The sequence below is a fragment of the Micromonospora nigra genome, from assembly GCF_900091585.1.
GTDB classification, from domain to species: Bacteria; Actinomycetota; Actinomycetes; order Mycobacteriales; family Micromonosporaceae; genus Micromonospora; species Micromonospora nigra.
On sequence record NZ_FMHT01000003.1, the window covers coordinates 3,396,112 to 3,415,684 of the forward strand.

Below are 19,573 nucleotides of genomic sequence, written 5' to 3' on the forward strand. Positions count from 1 at the left end.
CGTGACGTGGTGAACGGCTCCGCTGTGGTGGTGCGGGCGGGTGCGTGGTCAGCGGACCCAGCCGGTGAATCCCTGCCTGGTGCGCATGCCGCTGCCGGGGGGTTCGGGACGGTCGGAGCCCTGTAGAGCGGCGGCTGCGGCTCGGACCAGCCAGGCGTTGACCGAGCGTCCCTGTTGGGCGGCGGCCTGTTCGATCGCGGTCTTGAGTTGTTCGGGCATGCGGACGTTGATCCGGGCGGTGGGACCGTCGTCGATGATCAACTGTTCGGTGTCCGGACTGTCGGTGGTGTCGTCGGTGGTGCGTTCGGGCGGGTCGGCGGGGGGCGGGGTCACGACAAAGTCGGCCTCGCGTCCACGGAGGCGTAGCTCCACCGATCCGGGGGTCAGATCCTGGGTGATCTCGTCGGCGGCTGCCGACAGGACCTCCAGCATCGCCATCCGGATGGTGGACTCGAGCGACCCGGTCAGTCGCTCGACCAGCGCACGCTGCTCTTCGCCGCCGGCTTCGGCCAGCGTGGCGAACTCGCGTGCCAGGTTGGTTACGTACGGGCTCAACTCCACGGTGCCATCATGGCACAAGAATGGCACACAGGCAAGCCAAACTGGCTCAGATCTGCGCCACCCGTGGCAGCACCCGGCGCTCTGCCGACTCCCCGGTAGCCTGCGCTCCTCTCGGCGAGCGAGTCGACCCCACGGAGGAAGCGTGGGATGCGACCTGCACCTCGCAGACGTGTCCCCATTCGTCCGGTCTCGACGAAACTCCGACATCGCACAGTTCGGGAACCGGTCCTGTCACACCCGGCCGTCACACTGACGGTCATGTCCGAGCCACAGCCCGTGCGGCCCACCCCCGTCATGCTGAGCTTCGACGTCGCCACGTCCGCCGACGTCGACCTGGTCGTGGCCGGCCCGGGCGGCCGGCGCGGAGGTGGTCACCGAGCCGGGCCCGCAACCCTGGGGGTACGCGGGCGTCTTCGCCGATCCGGACGGTCACCTGTGGATGGTGACGGCCGGAGCGGCTCCCGCGTGACGACACCCGCGTCCGCGTTCGGCACCGGTCAAGCCGTCGACGCCTCGGGGTGCTGGCACGATGACGGCACGACCGAGCCGCACGTCGTCCTCCACCGCAAGCTGGTCCGGGACCGGATCCCCGACCTGATCCAATCGCAGGGCGGCGGGGTCGAAGTCCGGGCGCTCGACGAGGCCGAGGTGCTGCCCGCGCTGGTCGCCAAGCTGCACGAGGAGGCCACCGAGCTGGGCGCGGCGGGCCCCGCTGACCGCCTCGCGGAGTTGGCCGACGTCCGGGAGGTGCTGTCGGCACTGGTCGCGCACCTGGGCTTCACCGAGGCCCAGGTGGCACGGGCGGCGCGGGACAAGCGCGCGGAACGCGGCGGTTTCGAGGGCCGGATCTGGCTGGAGGCCACGCGCGACCGGGGTTGAGGAAGCCACACATCTGTCGATCAAGGGTGTACCCCTCAACGGGGATGGGCCTGATCACGTGTAGAGCTTCTTCGCGTACTCCGGGCCGTAGTGGCGTTCCAGATCGGCGAGGCTCTCCGCCGGTGACTCGGTGTCCTTTCTCAGCCGCGCCCGGGTGGGCAGCGCGTCCGGCCGCCAGGTTTCCGGCTCCCACAGCCCGGCGCGCAGGAACGCCTTCGCGCAGTGGGAGAAGATCTGCTCGATCTCGACCACCAGGGCCAGCACGGGCCGGTGCCCCTGCATCACCATGTCGTCGAACCAGGGGGCGTCGCGCAGCAGCCGGGCCCGACCGTTGATCCGCAGGGTGTCGGTCCGCCCGGGGATCAGGAAGATCAGCCCGACATGCGGGTTGGTGAGGATGTTGCGGTAGCCGTCGGCGCGCCTGTTGCCCGGCCGCTCGGGCAGGGCGATGGTGTGTTCGTCCAGCACCAGGGCGAAGCCGGGCGGGTCACCCTTCGGCGAGACGTCGCAGGTGCCGTCCGATGCGGCGGTGGCGACCAGGCAGAACGGCGACGCGGCCAGCCACTGCCGGTCGCGCTCGTGCAGCCGGTCGCGCTCCTTGGCCGCAACGTGTGGGGTGGGCGTGCCCAGCAGCTCCCGTAGCTCCGCCGCCGAGGTGATCTCCACCGTCACGTCGACCTCCCCCGTCCGTTGACCACGGTGGCGGCGCACCGTCGTTTCGAGCCTACTGCGGCGCCCGTGCGTGGTTTGCCCCGGCGCGGCGGCGGGTAGGGCCCACAGCGAGCGCCGGAACCCGAGCACGGACGAGGTGAGCAGGAGGCCCGAAGATGGAGAGCCGACTAAAGGTCCTGGGCCACCCCGTCCACCCGATGCTGGTGATGTTCCCCGTCGCACTGCTGGTCACCGCCGTGCTGTTCGACGTGGTGGACACCGTCGGCGGGCCGGACTTCCTCGGCGAGGTGGCGTACTGGAACATCACGGTCGGCCTGGTCGGCGGCCTGCTGGCCGCGGCGGCCGGCGTGGTCGACCTGCTGGCCATCCCCACCGGCACCCGGGCGAAGCGGGTGGCACTCATCCACGCCGCCGCCAACGTGGCGGTGATCCTGCTGTTCTCCGCGGTGTGGGTGGTGCGGCTCAACGCCGAGTCGCGGGCCGCCGGCGGGGCGCTCGTCGCCATCGAGGTGGTGGCCCTGGCGATCCTCGGCATCAGCGCCTGGCTCGGCGGGGAACTCGTCGACCGGCTCGGCGTCGGCGTCGACCGCGATGCCGGCCTGGACGCGCCCAGCTCGCTGCGGCCGGCAACCAACGCCCACGCCAACGCCCCCAGCACCGCTCCCGCCCCCGGCACCGCCCAGGCCACCGGACGGACAGGAGAACCGCGATGACCGAGCACAACCGTGGCTGGCGGAGCCGACAGCAGGGCTGGGACCCGATGGGCGAACTGCACTCGCTGCGTGCCGAACTGCGCCGGCTGGTCGGCGGCCGGTCCGGCCCGCCCGAGGTGGAGCTGGCCGAGACGTCCGACGGCTGGGAGGTGGTCGTCCGGCTGCCGGGGGTCGCGCCGGAGGAGGTCGCCGTCGAGCTGGACGACCGGGAGTTGTGCGTCCGGGCCCGCTCGGAGGCCGAGGTCAACGCCGACCACGGCATCCCGGGCGGATTCGAGACCCGGGGCTTCGAGCACCGGGTGGACCTGCCGGCCCGGATCGACCCCGACGCGATCGACGCGGTGATGGACCACGGCCTGCTGCGGGTTCGCCTGCCCCGGGCGAACCGACCCGCGCCGCGCACCATCACCGTCGGCCGTGCCGGCCCCCGTGGCGAATCCGGGGGTGCACCGCCGACCGTCGATCCGGCCGCCGACCGGGAACTGCACCACCCGGACGTCGCCGCCGGCGAGTACGGCCGGCCCTGACCGGCGTGGCCGGCCTCGCCCTGCTCGGCCCGGCCGTCGGGCACGTGCCCGACGTGGCCCGGATAGCCGTGCTGCGCGCCAACGCCCTCGGCGACTTCATCTTCGTGCTGCCGGCGTTGGACGCGCTGCGGTCGGCGTACCCGGCGGCGGAGATCGTGCTGCTCGGCGCGCCGTGGCACGCGCAGCTGTGGCGCGACCGCCCCGGCCCGGTGGACCGGGTGCTGGTGGTGCCGCCGGCACCGGGCATCCGCACGCCCGACGCGGGGGAGCCGGAACCGGACCTCGACGCCTTCCTCGCGGCGGCCCGCGCGGAACGGTTCGACCTGGCGGTGCAGGCGCACGGCGGCGGCGCCAACTCCAACCCGTTCGTGGCCGCCCTGGGTGCGCGGGTCACCGTCGGGCTGCGGGCCGACGACGCCCCACCGCTGGACCGCTGGCTGCGCTACGTCTACTACCAGCCCGAGGTGATCCGCTACCTGGAGGTGGCCGCGCTGGTCGGTGCGCCCGCCACCACGATCGTGCCCACCCTGGCCGTCACCGACGCCGACCGGGCCGAGGCGCTGACGGTGCTCGGACCGCGGCACCGACCCCGGGTGGCCCTGCACCCGGGAGCCACCGACACCCGCCGCCGCTGGCCCGCCGAAGGGTTCGCCGAGGTCGCCCGGGAACTGCACGGCGACGGGTACGAGGTGCTGGTCACCGGCACCCCTGCCGAGCGGGAGGTGGTGGACCGGGTCGTCGCGGCGGCCGGGGTGCCGGTCCGTCCCCAGGTGGGCACCCTCAGCCTCGGCGGGCTCGCCGGCTGCTACGAAGCCTGTGAGCTGGTGATCTCCAACGACACGGGACCGCTGCACCTGGCCGCCGCCGTGGGCACCGCCACGGTCGGCATCTTCTGGGTCGGCAACCTCGTCACCGTGGCGAACCTGCTGCGCGGCCGGCACCGGCCGATCAGCTCGTGGACGGTGCACTGCCCGGTGTGCGGGGTGGACTGCACGCCCGGCATCTACCCGCACCGGCCGGGCGACGGCGAGTGCCCGCACCGGGTCTCCTTCGTGGCCGACGTGCCGGTCGTGGAGGTCGTCGAGGCCGCCCGCGAGCTGCTGGCTCAGCCCGCCTGACCGTCGGCGAGGACGACCTCCCACGCCTCCACGTCCCGGTCGGTGACGGTGGTCGGCGACTCCAGGTGGAACGCCCCGCTGGGCAGGACGCCCGCGCCGCCGTGGCGGGCCAGCACGGCGAGCTGGGCGGCGACGTCCTCGCCCTGGTGGTTCTCCGCCACCGACCGCCAGAAGTCGAAGCCCCCGCAGTCGACCAGTTTCGCCCGGTCGTACAGCACGCAACCGCCCACCCAGGAGACCCGGTACGCCCGCCACTCGCCCGGCCGCAGCCTGACCGCCTCGGTGACGTGCAGCAGGTTCGCCGCCGAGTGGATCCGTGCCCTGTCCCACTCCGGGCTGCCGGGGCGGATCCGTTCCGGCACCGGCCGGCCCGTCCACTCGGCGTAGTGCCGGTGCGTGTCGGGCCGTACGTCGTCGAGGTAGGACAGCCCGTGTACGGCGTTGCCGACGAACCCGCAGCCCAGCTCCCCGATCGCGGTGACCAGGCGGCGCAGGGTCCCCGGCTCCAGCCAGACGTCGTCGTCGAGGTTGAGCACGTACCGGGCGGCCGAGGCGGCCAGCAGGGACGCCCGGTGCTCGGCGAGCCCGCGGCGCGGCAGGCGTCGGGTCAGCAGCACGGGATGCCCCCGGTGGCGCAGTGCCCGCACCATGGTGGCCGCCGCCGGGTGGGCGTACCCGGGATCGCCGTCGGACTGGTCGCTGACCACCACCCCGAAGCCGTCGACGCCCTCCTGGGCGGCCAGCCCTGCCAGGGTGACCGCCAGTTCGGCGGGACGGTTGCGGGTGGGCACCAGCACGTCGACCAGCCGCTCGGCGCGGAACCCCTCGGGCGTGCCGGCGTCGAGCGGCCGGTTCACGGCGACTGGCCGGTGACCGGTGCCGGCTGGCCGGCGAGTTCGCCGGGCACGGCGGTGTTCGCGGGTGCCGGGTCGGCTGGTCCACCGGGACCGTTGACCGCGGGTGCCGGGTCGGTGGATCCACCGGGACCGGTGGTCGCCGGTGCCCGGCCGGCGGAGTCGGCGGCGGCAGTGCCGGCGGCGTGGCCGTGCGCGCGGATCCGGTCGATGATCGCGGAGGTGGAGCGGTCCGGCACGTACCCGAGGGTGCGGACCTGCCCGCCCAGCCGGCGTACCAGCGGGGCCTCGGGCACCAGCTCCGGCGGGTAGTCGCCACCCTTGACGTACACGTGGGGGCGCACGGCCTCGATCAGCGCGGCCGGGGAGTCCTCCTCGAACACCACCACGTGGTCGACGCAGGACAGCGCGGCGAGCAGGGCGACGCGGTCCTCCACGGGGTTCACCGGCCGGTCCGGGCCCTTGAGCCGGCGGACGCTGCCGTCGGAGTTGACGGCCACGACCAGCACGTCGCCCAACGCCCGCGCCTGTTCCAGGTAGCGCACGTGCCCCCGGTGCAGCACGTCGAAGCAGCCGTTGGTGAAGACCACCGAGCGGCCGGCGGCGCGGTGCTCGGCGGCGATCGCGGTCAGGTCGGCCCCGCCGACCAGCGGGGCCGCGTCGGGTCGGGCGGCGGGCACGTCCAGCGCGGCCAGCAGGTCGTCGCGGCGGCACACGCAGGTGCCCGTCCCCGACACGGTGATCGTGGCGGCGAGCTGGGCCAGTTGCGCGGCGGTGGGCAGCGGCGCGTCGGCGGCCAGCGCCAGCGTCATCGCGGCCAGGTAGGCGTCCCCGGCCCCGACGGCATGGCTGGCCGGCACCGGGGTGCTGTGACTGCGGCGGGGCTCGCCGTCGGCCCCGCCGACCACCGCGCCCTCGGTGTCCAGGGTCACCGCGACCACGGCGGCGCCGGTGTGCGCGCGCAGTTCCGCCAGCCGGGACTGGGCCAGGACAGCCCGGTCGACGCCGGCCCCCGCGGCGGCGTTCACGGTCACGCCGGTCCCGGTGACGCTGAGCCCGTCGCCGGTCATCGCCACCCGACCCTCGCCGGGCGTCGGCTCGCCGGTCGGCCCGTCGGTGCGGCGCATGCCCGCCTCGCGGGGCGCGGCACCCACGGTCAGCTCGGACGGTCCGTCGGCCGGGTCCTCCCCGGGATGGTCGAGGTGGAGCCCGGCGTGGCCGGCGGCGCGGGCGGCGGTGCCGGCGCGGGCCAACAGCCGGGTCGCCTCGGCGAAGCTCGGGGTGACCACGGTGGGGGCGAGTCCCCGCCAGTCGGCCAGGTCGTGCGCGTCCAGCGAGACCGTCGCGTACCGGTCGCGGTGTGCCACCAGCCAGGCGCGGACGGCGGCGGGCAGCGCGCCGAGGCCGTAGTCGCACACCACCAGCGTGGGTGGCTCGCCGCCGGTGGCGGCGCGTAGTTCCTCGGTGGCGCAGCCGAGGGCGGTCAGCAGGTGCCGGACGCCGTCGTCGTCGAGCGGGTCGTCGGGGTCCCCGGAGTCCTCGCGCAGCAGGATCTGGTCACCGGCCAGCATGCGGCGCTTCACCGGCGTGGGGCGGCCCGGCTGGTTGACGGTGCGGTCCCAGACGCCGGCCCGGTCGAGGCAGTCGTGCAGTTCGTCCCCGGCCACGTCGGCGCCGACCGGGGCGACCAGCACCGCCCGGCCGCCCAGCGCGGCGACGTTGACCGCCGTGTTGGCCGCGCCCCCGGCCGCCGAGATGCGGCGACGCAGGGTGAGCACCGGGGCGGGCGCCTCCCGGCACAGCCGGTCGGAGTCGGCGAACCGCCACTCGTCGAGCATGGCGTCCCCGACGACCAGGACGGGACGTCCCCGCCAGCTCTCCACCACCGAGGCGAGCCGGCGCTGTTCCGCTGCTGCTCCTCCCATGGCCGCCGCGTCCCCCGGGCCGGTCCGGTCAAACCTGCGGCGTCGACCACGGGGAGGGGGCGTTTCGGGCATCCGGTCCCGGGAAGGGATTTCCGGGTACCCCCGAGAGGAGAGCAACGATGGCAGCGACACTGCAGGGCAAGCGGATCGCGTTCCTGGCCGCGGACGGCGTGGAGGAGGTCGAGTACGTCCAGCCCCGCGAGGCGGTCGAGCAGGCCGGGGCCACCGTCGAACTGGTCTCGCTCAAGCCCGGTGCGATCCGGTCGTTCAACCACCTGGACCAGTCGGAGACGTACGACGTGGACGTGGCGGCGGCGGACGCGGACGCCGGGCGCTACGACGGGCTGGTCCTGCCGGGCGGCGTGGCGAATCCGGACTTCCTGCGCGCGGACCCCGAGGCGGTCGGGTTCGTGAAGGCGTTCTTCGACGCCGGCAAGCCGGTCGGGGTGATCTGCCACGGGCCGTGGACGCTGGTGGAGGCGGACGTGGTGCGGGGCCGCCGGTTGACGAGCTGGCCGAGCCTGCGCACCGATCTGGTCAACGCGGGCGCGGACTGGGTCGACGAGGAGGTCGTCACGGACAACGGGCTGGTCTCCAGCCGCAGGCCCGACGACCTGCCGGCGTTCTGCGCGAAGATCGTCGAGGAGTTCGCCGAGGGCCGCCACTGACCCGGCAGCCGCGTCGGGTCCATCGGCGCACGGCCTGTCGTCGGCCGCCGCCCATCGCGGGCCGCCGCCCGTCTTCAGGCCACCGGCGCTCGTCGGGCTGCCGCCCGTGCCGTCCGCTGCCGCCCGTCCTCAGGCCGCCAGCGTGGTGACGCGGGCGGCCTGGGCGGCGTCCTCGGCCTCCTTGTGGGCCAGGCCGTCGCGGGCGTCGTAGCGCAGGAAGGCGGGCAGGGCCGCGGCCAGCGCGACCGTGCCCACGACGCAGAGCACGCCGCCGGAGACGATCGAGCCCTGGATGCCGAGCGGGGTGCGGGCCATCAGGCCGGAGCGGAGCTGCCCGAGCAGGGGCCCGGTGGAGTACGACAGCATCTCGATCCCGGCGAGTCGGCCGCGCAGGTGATCGGGGATCGTCTGGTTCCAGATGGTCATCCGGAACAGTCCGGAGACCATGTCCGCCGCGCCGGCGAAGGCCAGGAAGAACAGCGCCCACCACAGGTTCGTGACGAGACCGAAGCCGATGATGCCCAGCCCCCAGGCGCCGGCGGCGAACACCACCATCAGTCCGTGCCGGTGCACCCGGGCCGTCCACCCGGAGCTGAGGGTGGCCGCCATCGAGCCCACGGCCGGCGCGGCGTAGAGCAGGCCGAGCACGGCGGGGCCGCCCATCCGCTCGGCCATGAACGGGTAGAGCGCCTGCGGCATGCCGAAGAACATCGCGTTGATGTCGACGAGATACGTGCCGAGCAGTTCGGGACGGCTACGCGCGTACCGCAGGCCCGTGGCCACCGACCGCAGCGACGGCCGGTCGGCCGCCGGGGGTGGCGGCATCGCCCGCATGTAGGCCAGGCAGAGCAGGGACACGACGAAGGTGGCCAGGTCGACCGCGTACACCCAGACCAGGTCGACGCTGGCGATCAGCACCCCGGCCAGGGCGGGGCCGGCGAGCTGGGTGATCTGCATCCGCAGCGAGTTCAGTGCGGAGGCTGCCGGGATCTGGTCGGGTACGACGAGGCGTGGGGTCATCCCCTCCAGGGCGGGCCGGCGCAGGCCGTCGAGTGCGGCGGTCAGCGCCGCCACCACGTAGAGCAGCCAGAGCTGCGGCTGCGAGCCGAGCGAGTTGACCAGCAGCACACCGCAGAGCAGGGCGAGCCCGATCTCGCCGCCGAACACCAGCAGCCGCCGGTCGAGGAAGTCGGCGAGCGCGCCGCCGACGAACGACATCACCAGCAGCGGCAGCAGTTCACAGACGCCGATCAGGCCGACCAGCAGGGGATCGCCGGTGAGGTGGTAGACCTGGTACGGCACGGTCACGTAGGTGATGAAGGATCCGAAGCCGGACACGCCCGCGGCGGAGAACACCAGCCGGTAGTCCCGTGAGGTGCGCAGGGGCGAGACGTCCAGCGCCACCCGGCGCAGCAGTTCCACTCCCGGCATGTTCGCCGACCGCGGGCCGCCTGTCGACGTGATACGCGTCGCCTGGCGACCTGATCCCCGTCGGCGGCCCTCGCCACCATCCTCGTCGGCGGCGACGACGCCTACTTCAGGATCAGCCGGTTGGTCTTCTCGAAGACGTCCAGGTCGGCGAGGGTCTCCGGGACGCTGACGGACAGCGGGGCGGGAAGCGCCTCCCGGTGGAAGAAGCCGGCGTCGATGGTCTCGTCTGTGGCGCGGGCCAGCACGCCGTCCCACTCCTCCACCCGGAACGCCGTGGTGAAGATCTGGTAGGTGTGGCCGTACATGTTGGTCCTGGTGCGGTCCGGCCCGGTGTAGAGGGCGAACGCGCTGACCCGCAGGGCACGCAGCCCGGTCTCCTCGCGGACCTCCCGGACGGCGCAGTCGGCGATGGACTCGCCCAGCTCCATGGCCCCGGCGGGCATCGCCCACTGCCCGTTGTCGGAGCGGCGGATCAGCAGCAGCCGCCCCGCGTTGTCGCGTACCACCGCGCGGGCGCCGACGAACATCAGCGTCCGGTCGCCGGCCAGCGCGCGCAGCTGCCCCACGTACGAGTCGGCCCAGGAGATGCTCACCCGGCCAATTTACGGGGCTTCCCTTCGGGGGGCCGGCGACACTAGCTTGTTACCCGTGCGTAGCACTTTTCGGATTCTGGCTACGCCGTAACGTTTTCCGGCGCACCATCGCCGGTAGGGGTAGGGAAGCACTCCTGTGGAAATCCCTCCCCAAGGGGCGGCCCCGGCGTTCGCACCGCGCCGGGGCCGCCCGCTCCATGCGGGGGCTACCCGCACCGTCCATTCTTGCGAAGATTCTTCGCCTCTGTCCCGCTGATGGGAAAACCCACCCGGCCGTCGCCCTACTCGCTGGTCGTCACGAGCACCTTGCCGACCACCGCGTCCTCCACCGCCTGCTGCGCGGCGGCCGTGGCCGCCAACGGGTGGTGGTGCAGCGGCAGCCCCATGTCCTCGCCCACCCGGATCCCGCCCTGCGCCGCGGCGGCCGCCACGTCGTTCACCGCCTGCGCCTTGGCCGCCTTCGGCATCGTGTACACCAGCACGAACTGCCAGCGTGCGTTCGGCGCCATCAGCGGCCGGATCGGCAGCGTCACCTCGCCCCCGCCGTCGTCGGCGTACACGGCGACCACCCCACCCGTGCGCAGCAGCGCGACGTCGGCGGCGGCGTTGCGTGCCGCCGACACCTCCACCACCGCGTGCACCCCGTCGGGGGCGATCTTGCGGACCTCCTCGACCACGTCCTGCCGGCGGTAGTCGACCACGAACGACGCCCCGGCCGCCGCCGCGAGCTGTGCCTTCTCCGGACTGCTCACCGTGGCCACCACGCAGGCGTCGGCCCAGCGGGCCAACTGGATCGCCGCGTTGCCCACGGCACCCGCCCCACCCTGCACCAGGATCGTGTGGTCACTGAGCGCCCCGGCGTGCAGCCGGTCCGGCAGGTACTCACCGGAGGTCAGGCAGCGGTGCGCGGTCAGGAACGGGATGCCCAGGCAGGCACCCAGGTCGAAGGGGGCGTCGCCGAGGCGTACGGCCTGCCGGACCGGCACCACCGTGTACTCGGCGCAGGTGCCCCACGGCCGCTGCCAGGCGGCCTCCCACAGCCAGACCCGCTCGCCGATCAGGTCACGGTCGACGCCCTCGCCCACCGCCTCCACCACCCCGGCGCCGTCCTGCCCCGGAGTCTGCCCGCCGGGCGGAACGGGGCCCTGCCGGCGGGCCTTCCAGTCCGTCGGGTTGACCCCGGCCACGGCCACCCGCACCAGCACCTCGCCCGGCCCCGGCTCCGGCACCGGCCGGTCCACCACCTGGAGCACCGAGGCGTCGCCGGTGCGCTCGTACACGATCGCCTTCATCGCGCCTCCTCACTCACCGTGCCCTGACGGCTGCCGTACCCGACGGATCCGCCCTCATGCCCCCGGCCGGGGCACGGCTGCGCCGAGGCCCGCCACCAGTTCCGGGGTCAGCTCGCCGACCGAGCCCAGCACCACCGCCGCCTGCTCCCGCGCGTCAGGGTCCAGCGGATACGCCCCGTGCGGCACCGCCACCACGACCATCCCGGCAGCCGCCGCCGAACGGACCCCGTTCGACGAGTCCTCCACGGCCACGCAGCGCGCGGGAGCCACCCCCAGCCGGTCGGCCACCGCCAGGTAAACGTCCGGTGCCGGCTTGCCGTGGGCGGTCTCCTCCGTCGACAGGGTGGTGCGGAAGGTGTCGGTCAGGCCCGTCGCCGCCAGCGCCGCCGCGATCAGCCGCGTCGGCGACGAACTGGCCAGCCCCAGCGGCCACCGCGCGGCCAGCCGGCGTACCACGTCGTCCGCACCGTCGATCAGCGGTACGCGGGCCGCGTACCGTCGGGCCATCTCCTCGACCACCTCGGCGGCGACCTGCTCGGCGGTACGGTCGACGCCCAACTCGCCGCTGAGGTAGCGGGCCCACTCACCGGTGCTCATGCCCATCAACCGACGCTGCGTGTCGTCCTGCCAGGTTCCGCCGTTGGCCGCCACGTACGCCCGGCGGACCTCCTCCCACACCGGCTCGGAGTCCACGATCACGCCGTCCAGGTCGAACACCACCGCATCCACCGTCATCCGGCCATCCTCCTCCATCCCCGTCGCTCACGGCGGCCGGTGGGGGCTGCGGGACGGTCGGCGTCGGGACGGTCGTCGGTGGGCGCGCTCAGCCGGTGGGCGCTCAGCCGGTCGGCGGCGCTCGGTCTTCGGGCGCGGCCAGTCGATGGTGCGGTCAGCAGGTGGGCGCGGTCAGGAGTCGAGGGCGGGAAGTCCGATGGGGCTTCCCGCCGGGATCACCGTGTGGGCGGCACGGGCGATCGGGTCGAGCAGCTCCCGCAGCCGACCCGTCCGCTCGGGGCCCAACTCGACCCAGGGGCGTGCGGCGGCGACGTCGGTGGCGTCCTCGACGGCCTGGAAGCGGGCGCGTCCCCGGTCGGTGGGCTTCCCGTCGACGGTCAACCAGCCCCGGTCGGTCAGCCGCTCGCGGGCCTGCGCCCACTCCTGCTCCGACCAGCCCCGGCCCAGCAGGTTCGCCGGCGACATGTCCACCGCGACCCGCCAGGCCAGGGTCTCCACCGGGTCGAGATCGGCGGCGACGAGCGCCGCCACGTGCCCGTCGCCCCGGTGCTCGCGCAACGTCGTGGCGGCCTGCCAGAGCCGGGCCAGGGGGTAGTCGCCGTGCGGCAGGGCGGCGTTGGCGGCCCCCAACACCCGGCCGGCGGTCTGCACGGCACCGGCGGCGGTCTCCAGCAGCTCGGCCGCCTCGACCAGATGCGACTCCGGCAGCTCGTACGTCAGCTCGGCCAGGGCCTGCACCGCACCGGTGAGCCGGGCCCGCAGCGCCTCCTGCGGGGCGGCCAACGTCCACACCGCCGGTAGCGCGCGGGACACCATGTGCGGGGCGAAGCTGAAGAACGCCGCGACGACCGTCGGGGCGTCGCAGGCCCCCAGTGGGGCGGCCCGGCCCGCGAAGTAGCCGCGCCAGTAGCCCCGCAGCCCCACCGCCTCGTACGCGGCGCGCGAGCGCGGGTGGAAGTAGGTGATCGCGTGCACCGGCTCGTAGCGCGTCCACATCAAGCGGGCGGTGCGCCCCGGGTCGTCCAGCGTCGTCACGTGCACCTCCGCGTCCGGGTGGCCATGCCGGCGGCTGACCGCCGGGTGCTGCCGAACCTACTGCCGCAGGGTGACGGGCAGAAAGCCATCTGTGGGCAACGACATTCGTCGGATCAGCCCGGAACGGGATGAACGGTCGCGGAACGCGGCGACGGGCGCCCACCCCGGTGCCGGGTGGACGCCCGCCGTCGGACAGCTCGGACTACTGCGCGGCCAGCACGTCCACCACGAACCGCAGCGGACCGGCCGGCCGGCCACCCGCCCCGTCGGTGCCGTACGCCTGCTCCGCCGGAATGTCGAGCTGGACGCGGCTGCCCACGTTCACCCCGACCAGGCCCTTGTCCCAGCCTTCGATGACCTGACCCACGCCGATCGGGAAGGTCGCCGGCTGGCCCCGCTCCCAGGACGAGTCGAACTGCTCGCCGGTGGCGTAGAACACCCCGACGTAGTTCGTGGTGATCGCCTGCCCGGCCTTGACCTCCGGCCCGGTGCCCTTGATCAGCGTGGTGACCGTGAGCTTGTCCAGCTCGCCCTGGCCGGCGCTGACGGTCGGCTTGGTGCCCAGCGCCGGGTCCGCCCCCTGCGGGAGCTGCGGCGCGGGGGCCGCACTCGGCTCCGCCGGGGCGCTGGCCGAGGCGGACGGGTTGCCGGCGGCCTGCTCGTCGGCGTCGTCGCCGCGCTGGCCGACGATCACGAAGACGGTGATCAGCACCCCGGCCACCGCGACGGCGGCGAGCCCACCGGCCCACGCCTGTCGGCGGCGCTTGGCCTCCGCTGCCTTCTGAGCCGCCAACTGGGCGGCGAGTCGCCGCTCCGACTTCGTGGACCGGTTCTCCGTGCGCTCGCTCACGTCGTCGACTCCCTGCTGCGAAGGTGGGGTGGCCGGCGTCATCCGCCGGGGAAAGCCGACGCACACGGTACCCGCCCCGACGCCCACGGTGCCGCTTCACCCGGCGGTCCGGCCATCTATGTGCCCGGGTGTCCCACCGGGCGGGCGGCGGGCCGGGGTGGGATGGCCGCAGCCGCGTGCCGGGGGCCGCCCTCCGGCGTCGCGGCTCAGGCGCTCTTGCGGGTCGTCTTCTTCGCGGCGGTCTTCTTGGCCGGCGTCTTCTTCTCCGCCCCGGCGGCCTTCTTCGGCGTCGCCTTCTTCGCCGGCTCGGCCCTGTCGGGAGCGGCCTTCTTCGCGGCGGTCTTCTTCGCCGGGGCCTTGGCCGCCTTCTTCTCGGCCGCCTTCTTCTGGGCCGAACGGGCCGCGGAGATCGGCGTCGGCTGCCCGGCCCCGCCGCTGGCAGCCGGTTGCTCGCCGCGCGCCGACCGGGCCCGCTCCACGGACGCCTTCAGCGCCGCCATCAGGTCCACCGCCGCCGCCGGGGCCTCCTCGGCCTCCTCCGGCGCGACGACCTCCCGGCCCTCCACCTTCGCGTCGATGACCTCCTGCAACGCCGCCCGGTAGTCGTCGGTGAACGCGTCCGGTTGGAACTCCCCGGCCATCGAGTCGATCAACGAGCTGGCCATCGCCAGTTCCGGCGGGCGGACCTTCAGATCCTCGTCGAGGAAGCCGAACTCGGGTCTGCGGATCTCGTCGGGCCACAGCATCGTGTTGAGCAGCAGCACCCCCTCGCGAACCCGCAGGGTGGCCAGCTGCTCCCGCTGGCGCAGCGCCACCTTCACGATCGCCACCCGTTCCGAGTCGGTCAGGGCGTCGCGCAGCAGCACGTACGGCTTGGTCGCCGTGCTCTCCGGCTCCAGGAAGTACGCCTTGTTGTAGAGGATCGGGTCGACCTGCTCCGCCGGTACGAACTCCAGCACGTCGATCGCGCGCGAGCTGGTCAGGGGCAGGTCGGCGAAGTCCTCGTCGGTCAGGATGACCAGCTCGCCGCCGCCGAGGTCGTACCCCTTGGCGATGTCGTCGTAGCTGACCTCCTCGCCGCAGACCTGACAGGTGCGCTTGTAACGGATCCGGCCGCCGTCGGCCCGGTGCACCTGGTGGAACCGGATGTCCTTCTCCTCGGTCGCCGAATACAGCTTCACCGCGATCGAGACGAGGCCGAACGACACGGCTCCCTTCCAGATGGCCCGCATCACGCGCTCCCTTCCCCGGTATCGACCATGCTCGCATCCGATCGAAGCGGGCGCGAGGACTTCCGGCGGCAACTACAGTCAGGGAGTGCCCGGCGCGCCGCTCAAGCCGATGCTCGCGATGACCGGTCAGCTTCCGTCGGGTGACGGCTGGGCGTACGAGTTCAAGTGGGACGGCGTCCGGGCCCTCGCCGACGTGGCGGGCGGCCGGCAGCACCTGTACGCCCGCTCCGGCGTGCAGATCACCGCCGCGTACCCGGAGCTGATCCCGCTGGCCGAGCAGGTCGACGACGCGTTGCTCGACGGCGAGGTGGTGCTGTTCGACCCCGCCGGGCGACCGTCGTTCACGCTGCTGGCCGAACGGATGCACGTCCGCGACCCGGCGAAGGCGGCCCGGCTGGCCGCCACCGCCCCCGTCACGTACATGATCTTCGACGTGCTGCGGCTGCGCGGCGCGGACCTCACCGGCTGGCCGTACGCCCGACGCCGGGCGGCCCTCGACGACCTGGGGCTGGGCGCGGCGCGGTGGGCGGTGCCCCCGGTCTTCCCCGACGGCCCCGCCACCTACGAGGCGGCCGGCGAGCACGGTCTGGAGGGGGTGATGGCCAAGCGGGTCGACTCGGTGTACCGACCGGGCCTGCGTTCACCCGACTGGGTGAAGGTCAAGCTGGAGGTGACCGGCGACTTCGTGGTGGGTGGCTGGCGGCCCGGCGCGCGGAAGATCGGCGGCCTGCTGGTGGGGGTGCCCCGGCCCGACGGCCGGCTCACCTACCGGGGGCGGGTCGGCGGCGGCATCGGCGCGGCGATCGAGCGGGAGCTGCTGCGGGAGCTGGAACCACTGCGGGGTGGCGGGTCGCCCTTCGCCGGTGACGTGCCGCGCGAGGATGCGCGGGGGGCGATCTGGGTACGCCCCCAGGTGGTGGTCGAGGTGAAGTACGGCCAGCGCACCCCCGACGGGCGGCTGCGGTTCCCCCGGGTGTTGCGACTGCGACCGGACAAGCCGGCCGAGGAGGTCGATGATGCCAGCTGAACGGTTCCCGGTGAACGTGCAGGGACGCACCCTGGAACTGTCCAACCTCGACAAGGTGCTCTACCCGGCCGCCGGCTTCACCAAGGGCGAGGTGGTCGACTACTACACCCGGGTCGCGCCGGTGCTGCTGCCGCACCTGGCCGGTCGGGCGCTGACCAGGATCCGCTACCCCAACGGTGTCGAGGGTGGGTCGTTCTTCGAGAAGAACAGGCCGGCGTCCACGCCCGACTGGGTCCGGGTGGAGACGCTTCCCGCGCCCGGCTCGACGAAGGGCCGGGACACCATCGACTACGTGGTCGCCGACGACCTGCCGACCCTCGTGTGGTTGGCCAACCTGGCCGCGCTGGAACTGCACACCCCGCAGTGGAAGATCGGCGAGCATCCCGACATGCTGGTCGTCGACCTCGATCCGGGCCCTCCGGCGGGGCTGGGTGAGTGCTGCGCGGTGGCGGTGCTGATGCGCGACCGGCTCGCCGACGACGGCATCGACTGCTACCCGAAGACCTCCGGCAAGAAGGGCATGCAGCTGTGCTGCCCCATCGCCGGCACGCAGCCCGCCGACGTCGTCTCCGACTACGCGAAACGGATCGCGCGGGAACTGGAGGGCGAACACCCGAAGCTGGTCGTGTCGAAGATGGCCAAGAACCTGCGGCCCCGCAAGGTGTTCATCGACTGGAGCCAGAACAACGCGGCCAAGACCACCGTCGCGCCGTACTCCCTGCGGGCCCAGCCGGCCCCGTCGGTCTCCACCCCGCTGACCTGGGACGAGGTGGAGGCCGGCACCGGCGGTCGGCGGCCGGCGGTGCGTACCTTCACCGCCGCCGAGGTGCTGGACCGCGTCGAGGAGTACGGCGACCTGCTCGCCCCACTCCTCGACGGCGGCCCCGAGCTGCCGGGCTGAGCCCGCTGGCCCGCCGGACGGCCTGGCCGGAGGCTGGCCGCCGTCAGACGGCCGGCCAGCTCGTGTACGAGATGCGCGCGTTCAGGTTCGCCGGCACACCCAGCCACGAGTAGCACCTGACCCTGATCACCGTGTTCGACTCGGCGCGCGTCCAGCTCACCAGCACACAATGCCCCCGTGACGGGCCGTCCGGGGACATGCCCGAGTGGGCGTTGACGAAGGCGGTGCCGAAGGTCGTGCCGGTGCCCGTGAACGTCATCTGGTAGAAGCCGGTGCCGAGCAGCGTGCCGGCCGCGCCGCCGTAACCGGGCAGGGTCGAGTTGTAGCTGTCGCCGTTGATCGCTCCGCCGCTGCTGTGCTCGCCGTAGAGGGTGCCGCTGGCGAAGCGCGGGCCGGCGGAGTGGCCCAGCAGGTCGACCCGGGAGCCGTAGGTGACCGCGAACCGGGCGTCGACCGGCAGCCCGGCGGCGTTCGCGCACCGCACGATCCGGCCGTCCGGCCAGTCGGCCTGGCAGTTCACGGCCGTCGAGCCGAGCGCCGTCACATGGGTCATCGGGAAGATGGGGCCGTTCTCGCTGTCGGGGTTGGGGTTCAGGTGGAAGCGGTAACGGCCCTTGGCCAGCCGCTCGTAGGAGATGGCGCCGCCCGTCGAGTCGTACCGGTAGGTGCTGGGCAGCGTCCGTAGGCCCGTCGGTGCCGTCTGGTCGGTGGCGAACCACGCCAGCCGCCCCTGGTGGACGGAACGCCGGTTGGTGAACGTCATGACGAACCGGCTGTCCACTGGCGAGCCGGTCGCCGCGAAGCACCGCACCTGGATCAGGTGGTCGTCACCGAAGAGGCTGCGGTAGTAGGCCGGCACGGTGCAGTGCACCGGCCCCCCGCCGTAGGCCACCACATGCGCGACGCCGCCCGAGGTGGCCGCCCCCTCCAGGACCACCGTGTACGCCCCGGTGCCCGTCCGCCGCACGATCACGTCGGTGTCGATGGACGTGGCGGAGTAGCCGCCACTGATCCGGTATTCGGGGTGGTGGGGGAGTGCGCCCACACCGTGGCGGTGACCGTCGGGTTGGGAAAGGGCGCCGCCGTGGCGGGCGCCGGCACGGTCAGCGCCGCGCCGACCAGGAGCGCAGCCGCTCCCGCCGCTCCCCGACGAGGTCGGGACCATCTTCCTGCTCGCATGACAGCAGCCTTTCCGCCCGTTCGAACCGGGTGTCGACATCGGATGTTTCGGCCCCCGCGCCAGGAGTCTGCCAAGCCCGGTCAACGCGGGGTTCGCCGGTGGTCGCGACCCCCCCCCGGACGATCAGCGGTCAGGGGGTCGCGCCTGTCTCACCGTGGCGGCGCAGGCGCGCGTACGCCCCGCCGAGGAGGACGACCGTGACCAGGCTGATCGTCACGTCGCTGACAAGCGCCTCCACGGGGGAGGCCGGCGCGTACGGCGGAATGAGGTACGCCAGCGTGGCCGCACCCAGCAGCGCCGCTCCGGCGCAGGCGAGCACGTGTCGCTGCCCCCAACCGGTGCGCCCCGACCAGCGGGCGAGCACGAGGGCCACCGTGGCGACGACGGCGATGGTGATCGCGACGCCGGGCCATCCGGACAGCAGGGCCACGCCGAGGTAGCCGCCTCCGACGAGCAGCCCCGGCCAGCGGGCCCGCGGTGCGGCGGCGGTGGACGGTGCGGCGGCGGTGGACGGCGCGGCGGGCACGGCAGCGGGCGCGGCCTGCGGGGCCGCCGGGGCAGGCGGTGGCCTGCGTCGCCAGCGGGGCAGCACCGCCACCGCGACCAGGGCGAGGACCACGACCGCCGCGCCCGCGAGCTGCAGGGTGCTCGCCTGGAAGCCCTTGCGCCCACCGTCGTCGGAGAAGATCAACAGGCTGCCCAGCAGATAGAGGACGGTGACGGCGAGCAGGCCGGGCAGCCGCAGCCACGGCCGGCGACGGCGGGCCGGGGACAGGTACGACTCGACGAGCGCGATGGGCGCACAGATGCTCAGCGCCACATGGTTGCTGAGGTAGCCGACCGCCTCCTGGGCGCTGATCCCCAGCACGGGCACGCGCGTGTGGTCAGCCGCCTGACGCTCGGCGAACTCGGTGTCGGCGAGAAACTCGGGGTTGAACAGCGACTGGTCGACCAGGCCGGCCTGGAGTACCCCGAAGGCCGCCGCGAGCAGCACGATCATCGGCCAACCGCCGCCCGACCGCCGGGCGGCCTCACGGATCAGCACGGCCGCGCCCCCGTACATGGGAGCCAGGACGACCACCGCGAGCAGCATGTCGCCGACGGCGAAGCCTCCCCACGAGCACTCGGCCGCCCACGGGGCCAGCAGGAGGAGAGCGGCGACCGGGGCCAACCGTCGCCACCCCGTCGACCGGTCGCCCAGTTCGGGCAGCCGGTCGCCCCCGTCGGGCTGCTGCCCGGTCATCCGCCCTCCTCCCCGTCACAGGTCACGCCGCAGGGCCTTCGCCTCGTCGTCGAGCACCGGGGTCGCCGCCCATCCGCCTGGTCGTCGCCATGGGCCGCCTGGTCGTCGCGGTGGACCACCTGTTGCCTGCTCACCAT

General features: G+C 73.7%; 21 protein-coding genes. 8 read left to right on the forward strand and 13 right to left on the reverse strand.

Annotated elements, in window-relative coordinates:
• Positions 1 to 48 precede the first annotated feature (48 nt).
• Positions 49 to 561, reverse strand: coding sequence for a type II toxin -antitoxin system TacA 1-like antitoxin (locus GA0070616_RS14545; RefSeq protein ID WP_091082140.1), 513 nt, complete (start codon positions 559 to 561; stop codon positions 49 to 51).
• 367 nt (positions 562 to 928) lie between these two features.
• Here GA0070616_RS14545 and GA0070616_RS29450 point away from each other — a divergent pair, with 367 nt between their 5' ends.
• Both GA0070616_RS29450 and GA0070616_RS14550 read left to right on the forward strand, forming a co-directional pair.
• The gene (locus GA0070616_RS29450) at positions 929 to 1,030 is read left to right on the forward strand and encodes a hypothetical protein (RefSeq protein ID WP_425412947.1); all 102 of its coding nucleotides are present in this window, start codon (positions 929 to 931) and stop codon (positions 1,028 to 1,030) included.
• A complete protein-coding gene (locus GA0070616_RS14550) occupies positions 1,027 to 1,440 on the forward strand; it encodes a nucleoside triphosphate pyrophosphohydrolase (protein WP_245712770.1) in 414 nt (137 codons plus the stop codon). Before GA0070616_RS29450 ends, GA0070616_RS14550 begins: the two co-directional genes overlap by 4 nt.
• Positions 1,441 to 1,494: 54 nt before the next feature.
• Here the strand turns inward: GA0070616_RS14550 and GA0070616_RS14555 are convergent, their stop codons facing one another.
• Positions 1,495 to 2,112, reverse strand: coding sequence for a pyridoxamine 5'-phosphate oxidase family protein (locus tag GA0070616_RS14555; RefSeq protein WP_091090792.1), 618 nt, complete (start codon positions 2,110 to 2,112; stop codon positions 1,495 to 1,497).
• A gap of 155 nt (positions 2,113 to 2,267) precedes the next feature.
• On the opposite strand from GA0070616_RS14555, the gene GA0070616_RS14560 reads away from it, so the two are divergent.
• From GA0070616_RS14560 to GA0070616_RS14570, 3 genes are read left to right on the forward strand one after another with little or no spacing between them, the layout of a single operon-like run.
• Positions 2,268 to 2,825 carry a DUF2231 domain-containing protein gene (locus tag GA0070616_RS14560; RefSeq protein WP_245712771.1) on the forward strand — a complete coding sequence of 186 codons (558 nt, stop codon included), beginning with the start codon at positions 2,268 to 2,270 and terminating at the stop codon, positions 2,823 to 2,825.
• Entirely contained in the window at positions 2,822 to 3,352 is a 531-nt protein-coding gene (locus GA0070616_RS14565; protein WP_091082142.1) for an Hsp20/alpha crystallin family protein, read from the forward strand. The genes GA0070616_RS14560 and GA0070616_RS14565 overlap by 4 nt, the downstream gene beginning before the upstream one ends.
• A 5-nt stretch (positions 3,353 to 3,357) precedes the next feature.
• Positions 3,358 to 4,470, forward strand: coding sequence for a glycosyltransferase family 9 protein (locus tag GA0070616_RS14570; RefSeq protein ID WP_091082146.1), 1,113 nt, complete (start codon positions 3,358 to 3,360; stop codon positions 4,468 to 4,470).
• Here the strand turns inward: GA0070616_RS14570 and GA0070616_RS14575 are convergent.
• Both GA0070616_RS14575 and rfaE2 read right to left on the reverse strand, forming a co-directional pair.
• Positions 4,458 to 5,327 carry a glycosyltransferase family 2 protein gene (locus GA0070616_RS14575; protein ID WP_091082148.1) on the reverse strand — a complete coding sequence of 290 codons (870 nt, stop codon included), beginning with the start codon at positions 5,325 to 5,327 and terminating at the stop codon, positions 4,458 to 4,460. The genes GA0070616_RS14570 and GA0070616_RS14575 overlap by 13 nt on opposite strands.
• Entirely contained in the window at positions 5,324 to 7,249 is a 1,926-nt protein-coding gene (gene rfaE2, locus GA0070616_RS14580; protein WP_091082151.1) for a D-glycero-beta-D-manno-heptose 1-phosphate adenylyltransferase, read from the reverse strand. Before rfaE2 ends, GA0070616_RS14575 begins: the two co-directional genes overlap by 4 nt.
• Positions 7,250 to 7,368: 119 nt before the next feature.
• Between rfaE2 and GA0070616_RS14585 the strand changes: the two genes are divergently transcribed.
• Entirely contained in the window at positions 7,369 to 7,917 is a 549-nt protein-coding gene (locus GA0070616_RS14585; protein ID WP_091082153.1) for a type 1 glutamine amidotransferase domain-containing protein, read from the forward strand.
• Between the two features lie 129 nt (positions 7,918 to 8,046).
• On the opposite strand, the gene GA0070616_RS14590 is transcribed toward GA0070616_RS14585, so the two are convergent.
• The 7 genes from GA0070616_RS14590 to ku form a co-directional block, all read right to left on the reverse strand.
• Positions 8,047 to 9,348: an MFS transporter gene (locus tag GA0070616_RS14590; RefSeq protein ID WP_091082156.1), complete on the reverse strand. Its 1,302-nt coding sequence runs from the start codon at positions 9,346 to 9,348 to the stop codon at positions 8,047 to 8,049.
• 101 nt (positions 9,349 to 9,449) lie between these two features.
• Positions 9,450 to 9,941 carry an NUDIX domain-containing protein gene (locus GA0070616_RS14595; RefSeq protein ID WP_091082159.1) on the reverse strand — a complete coding sequence of 164 codons (492 nt, stop codon included), beginning with the start codon at positions 9,939 to 9,941 and terminating at the stop codon, positions 9,450 to 9,452.
• Between the two features lie 281 nt (positions 9,942 to 10,222).
• On the reverse strand, positions 10,223 to 11,233 hold the full coding sequence (locus GA0070616_RS14600; protein ID WP_091082161.1) for an NADPH:quinone reductase: 1,011 nt from the start codon (positions 11,231 to 11,233) through the stop codon (positions 10,223 to 10,225).
• 54 nt (positions 11,234 to 11,287) lie between these two features.
• Complete coding sequence (locus GA0070616_RS14605; protein ID WP_091082164.1) at positions 11,288 to 11,968, reverse strand: HAD family hydrolase; 681 nt, start codon at positions 11,966 to 11,968, stop codon at positions 11,288 to 11,290.
• A gap of 171 nt (positions 11,969 to 12,139) precedes the next feature.
• On the reverse strand, positions 12,140 to 12,964 hold the full coding sequence (locus GA0070616_RS14610; RefSeq protein ID WP_091090795.1) for an SCO6745 family protein: 825 nt from the start codon (positions 12,962 to 12,964) through the stop codon (positions 12,140 to 12,142).
• A 241-nt stretch (positions 12,965 to 13,205) separates the two neighbouring features.
• Entirely contained in the window at positions 13,206 to 13,895 is a 690-nt protein-coding gene (locus GA0070616_RS14615) for an FKBP-type peptidyl-prolyl cis-trans isomerase (protein WP_091082167.1), read from the reverse strand.
• Positions 13,896 to 14,059: 164 nt separating this feature from the next.
• Positions 14,060 to 15,085 (reverse strand): non-homologous end joining protein Ku, encoded by a 1,026-nt coding sequence (ku, locus tag GA0070616_RS14620; RefSeq protein ID WP_091082169.1) that lies wholly within the window; start codon positions 15,083 to 15,085, stop codon positions 14,060 to 14,062.
• A gap of 85 nt (positions 15,086 to 15,170) precedes the next feature.
• On the opposite strand from ku, the gene ligD (GA0070616_RS14625) reads away from it, so the two are divergent.
• Entirely contained in the window at positions 15,171 to 16,112 is a 942-nt protein-coding gene (ligD, locus tag GA0070616_RS14625) for a non-homologous end-joining DNA ligase (protein ID WP_091082172.1), read from the forward strand.
• On the forward strand, positions 16,102 to 17,013 hold the full coding sequence (gene ligD, locus GA0070616_RS14630; protein WP_091082175.1) for a non-homologous end-joining DNA ligase: 912 nt from the start codon (positions 16,102 to 16,104) through the stop codon (positions 17,011 to 17,013). The genes ligD (GA0070616_RS14625) and ligD (GA0070616_RS14630) overlap by 11 nt, the downstream gene beginning before the upstream one ends.
• A 43-nt stretch (positions 17,014 to 17,056) precedes the next feature.
• On the opposite strand, the gene GA0070616_RS14635 is transcribed toward ligD (GA0070616_RS14630), so the two are convergent.
• Positions 17,057 to 18,058 carry a hypothetical protein gene (locus tag GA0070616_RS14635; protein WP_091082177.1) on the reverse strand — a complete coding sequence of 334 codons (1,002 nt, stop codon included), beginning with the start codon at positions 18,056 to 18,058 and terminating at the stop codon, positions 17,057 to 17,059.
• A 265-nt stretch (positions 18,059 to 18,323) separates the two neighbouring features.
• Positions 18,324 to 19,436 carry a hypothetical protein gene (locus GA0070616_RS14640; RefSeq protein ID WP_091082179.1) on the reverse strand — a complete coding sequence of 371 codons (1,113 nt, stop codon included), beginning with the start codon at positions 19,434 to 19,436 and terminating at the stop codon, positions 18,324 to 18,326.
• Between the last annotated feature and the right edge of the window lie 137 nt (positions 19,437 to 19,573).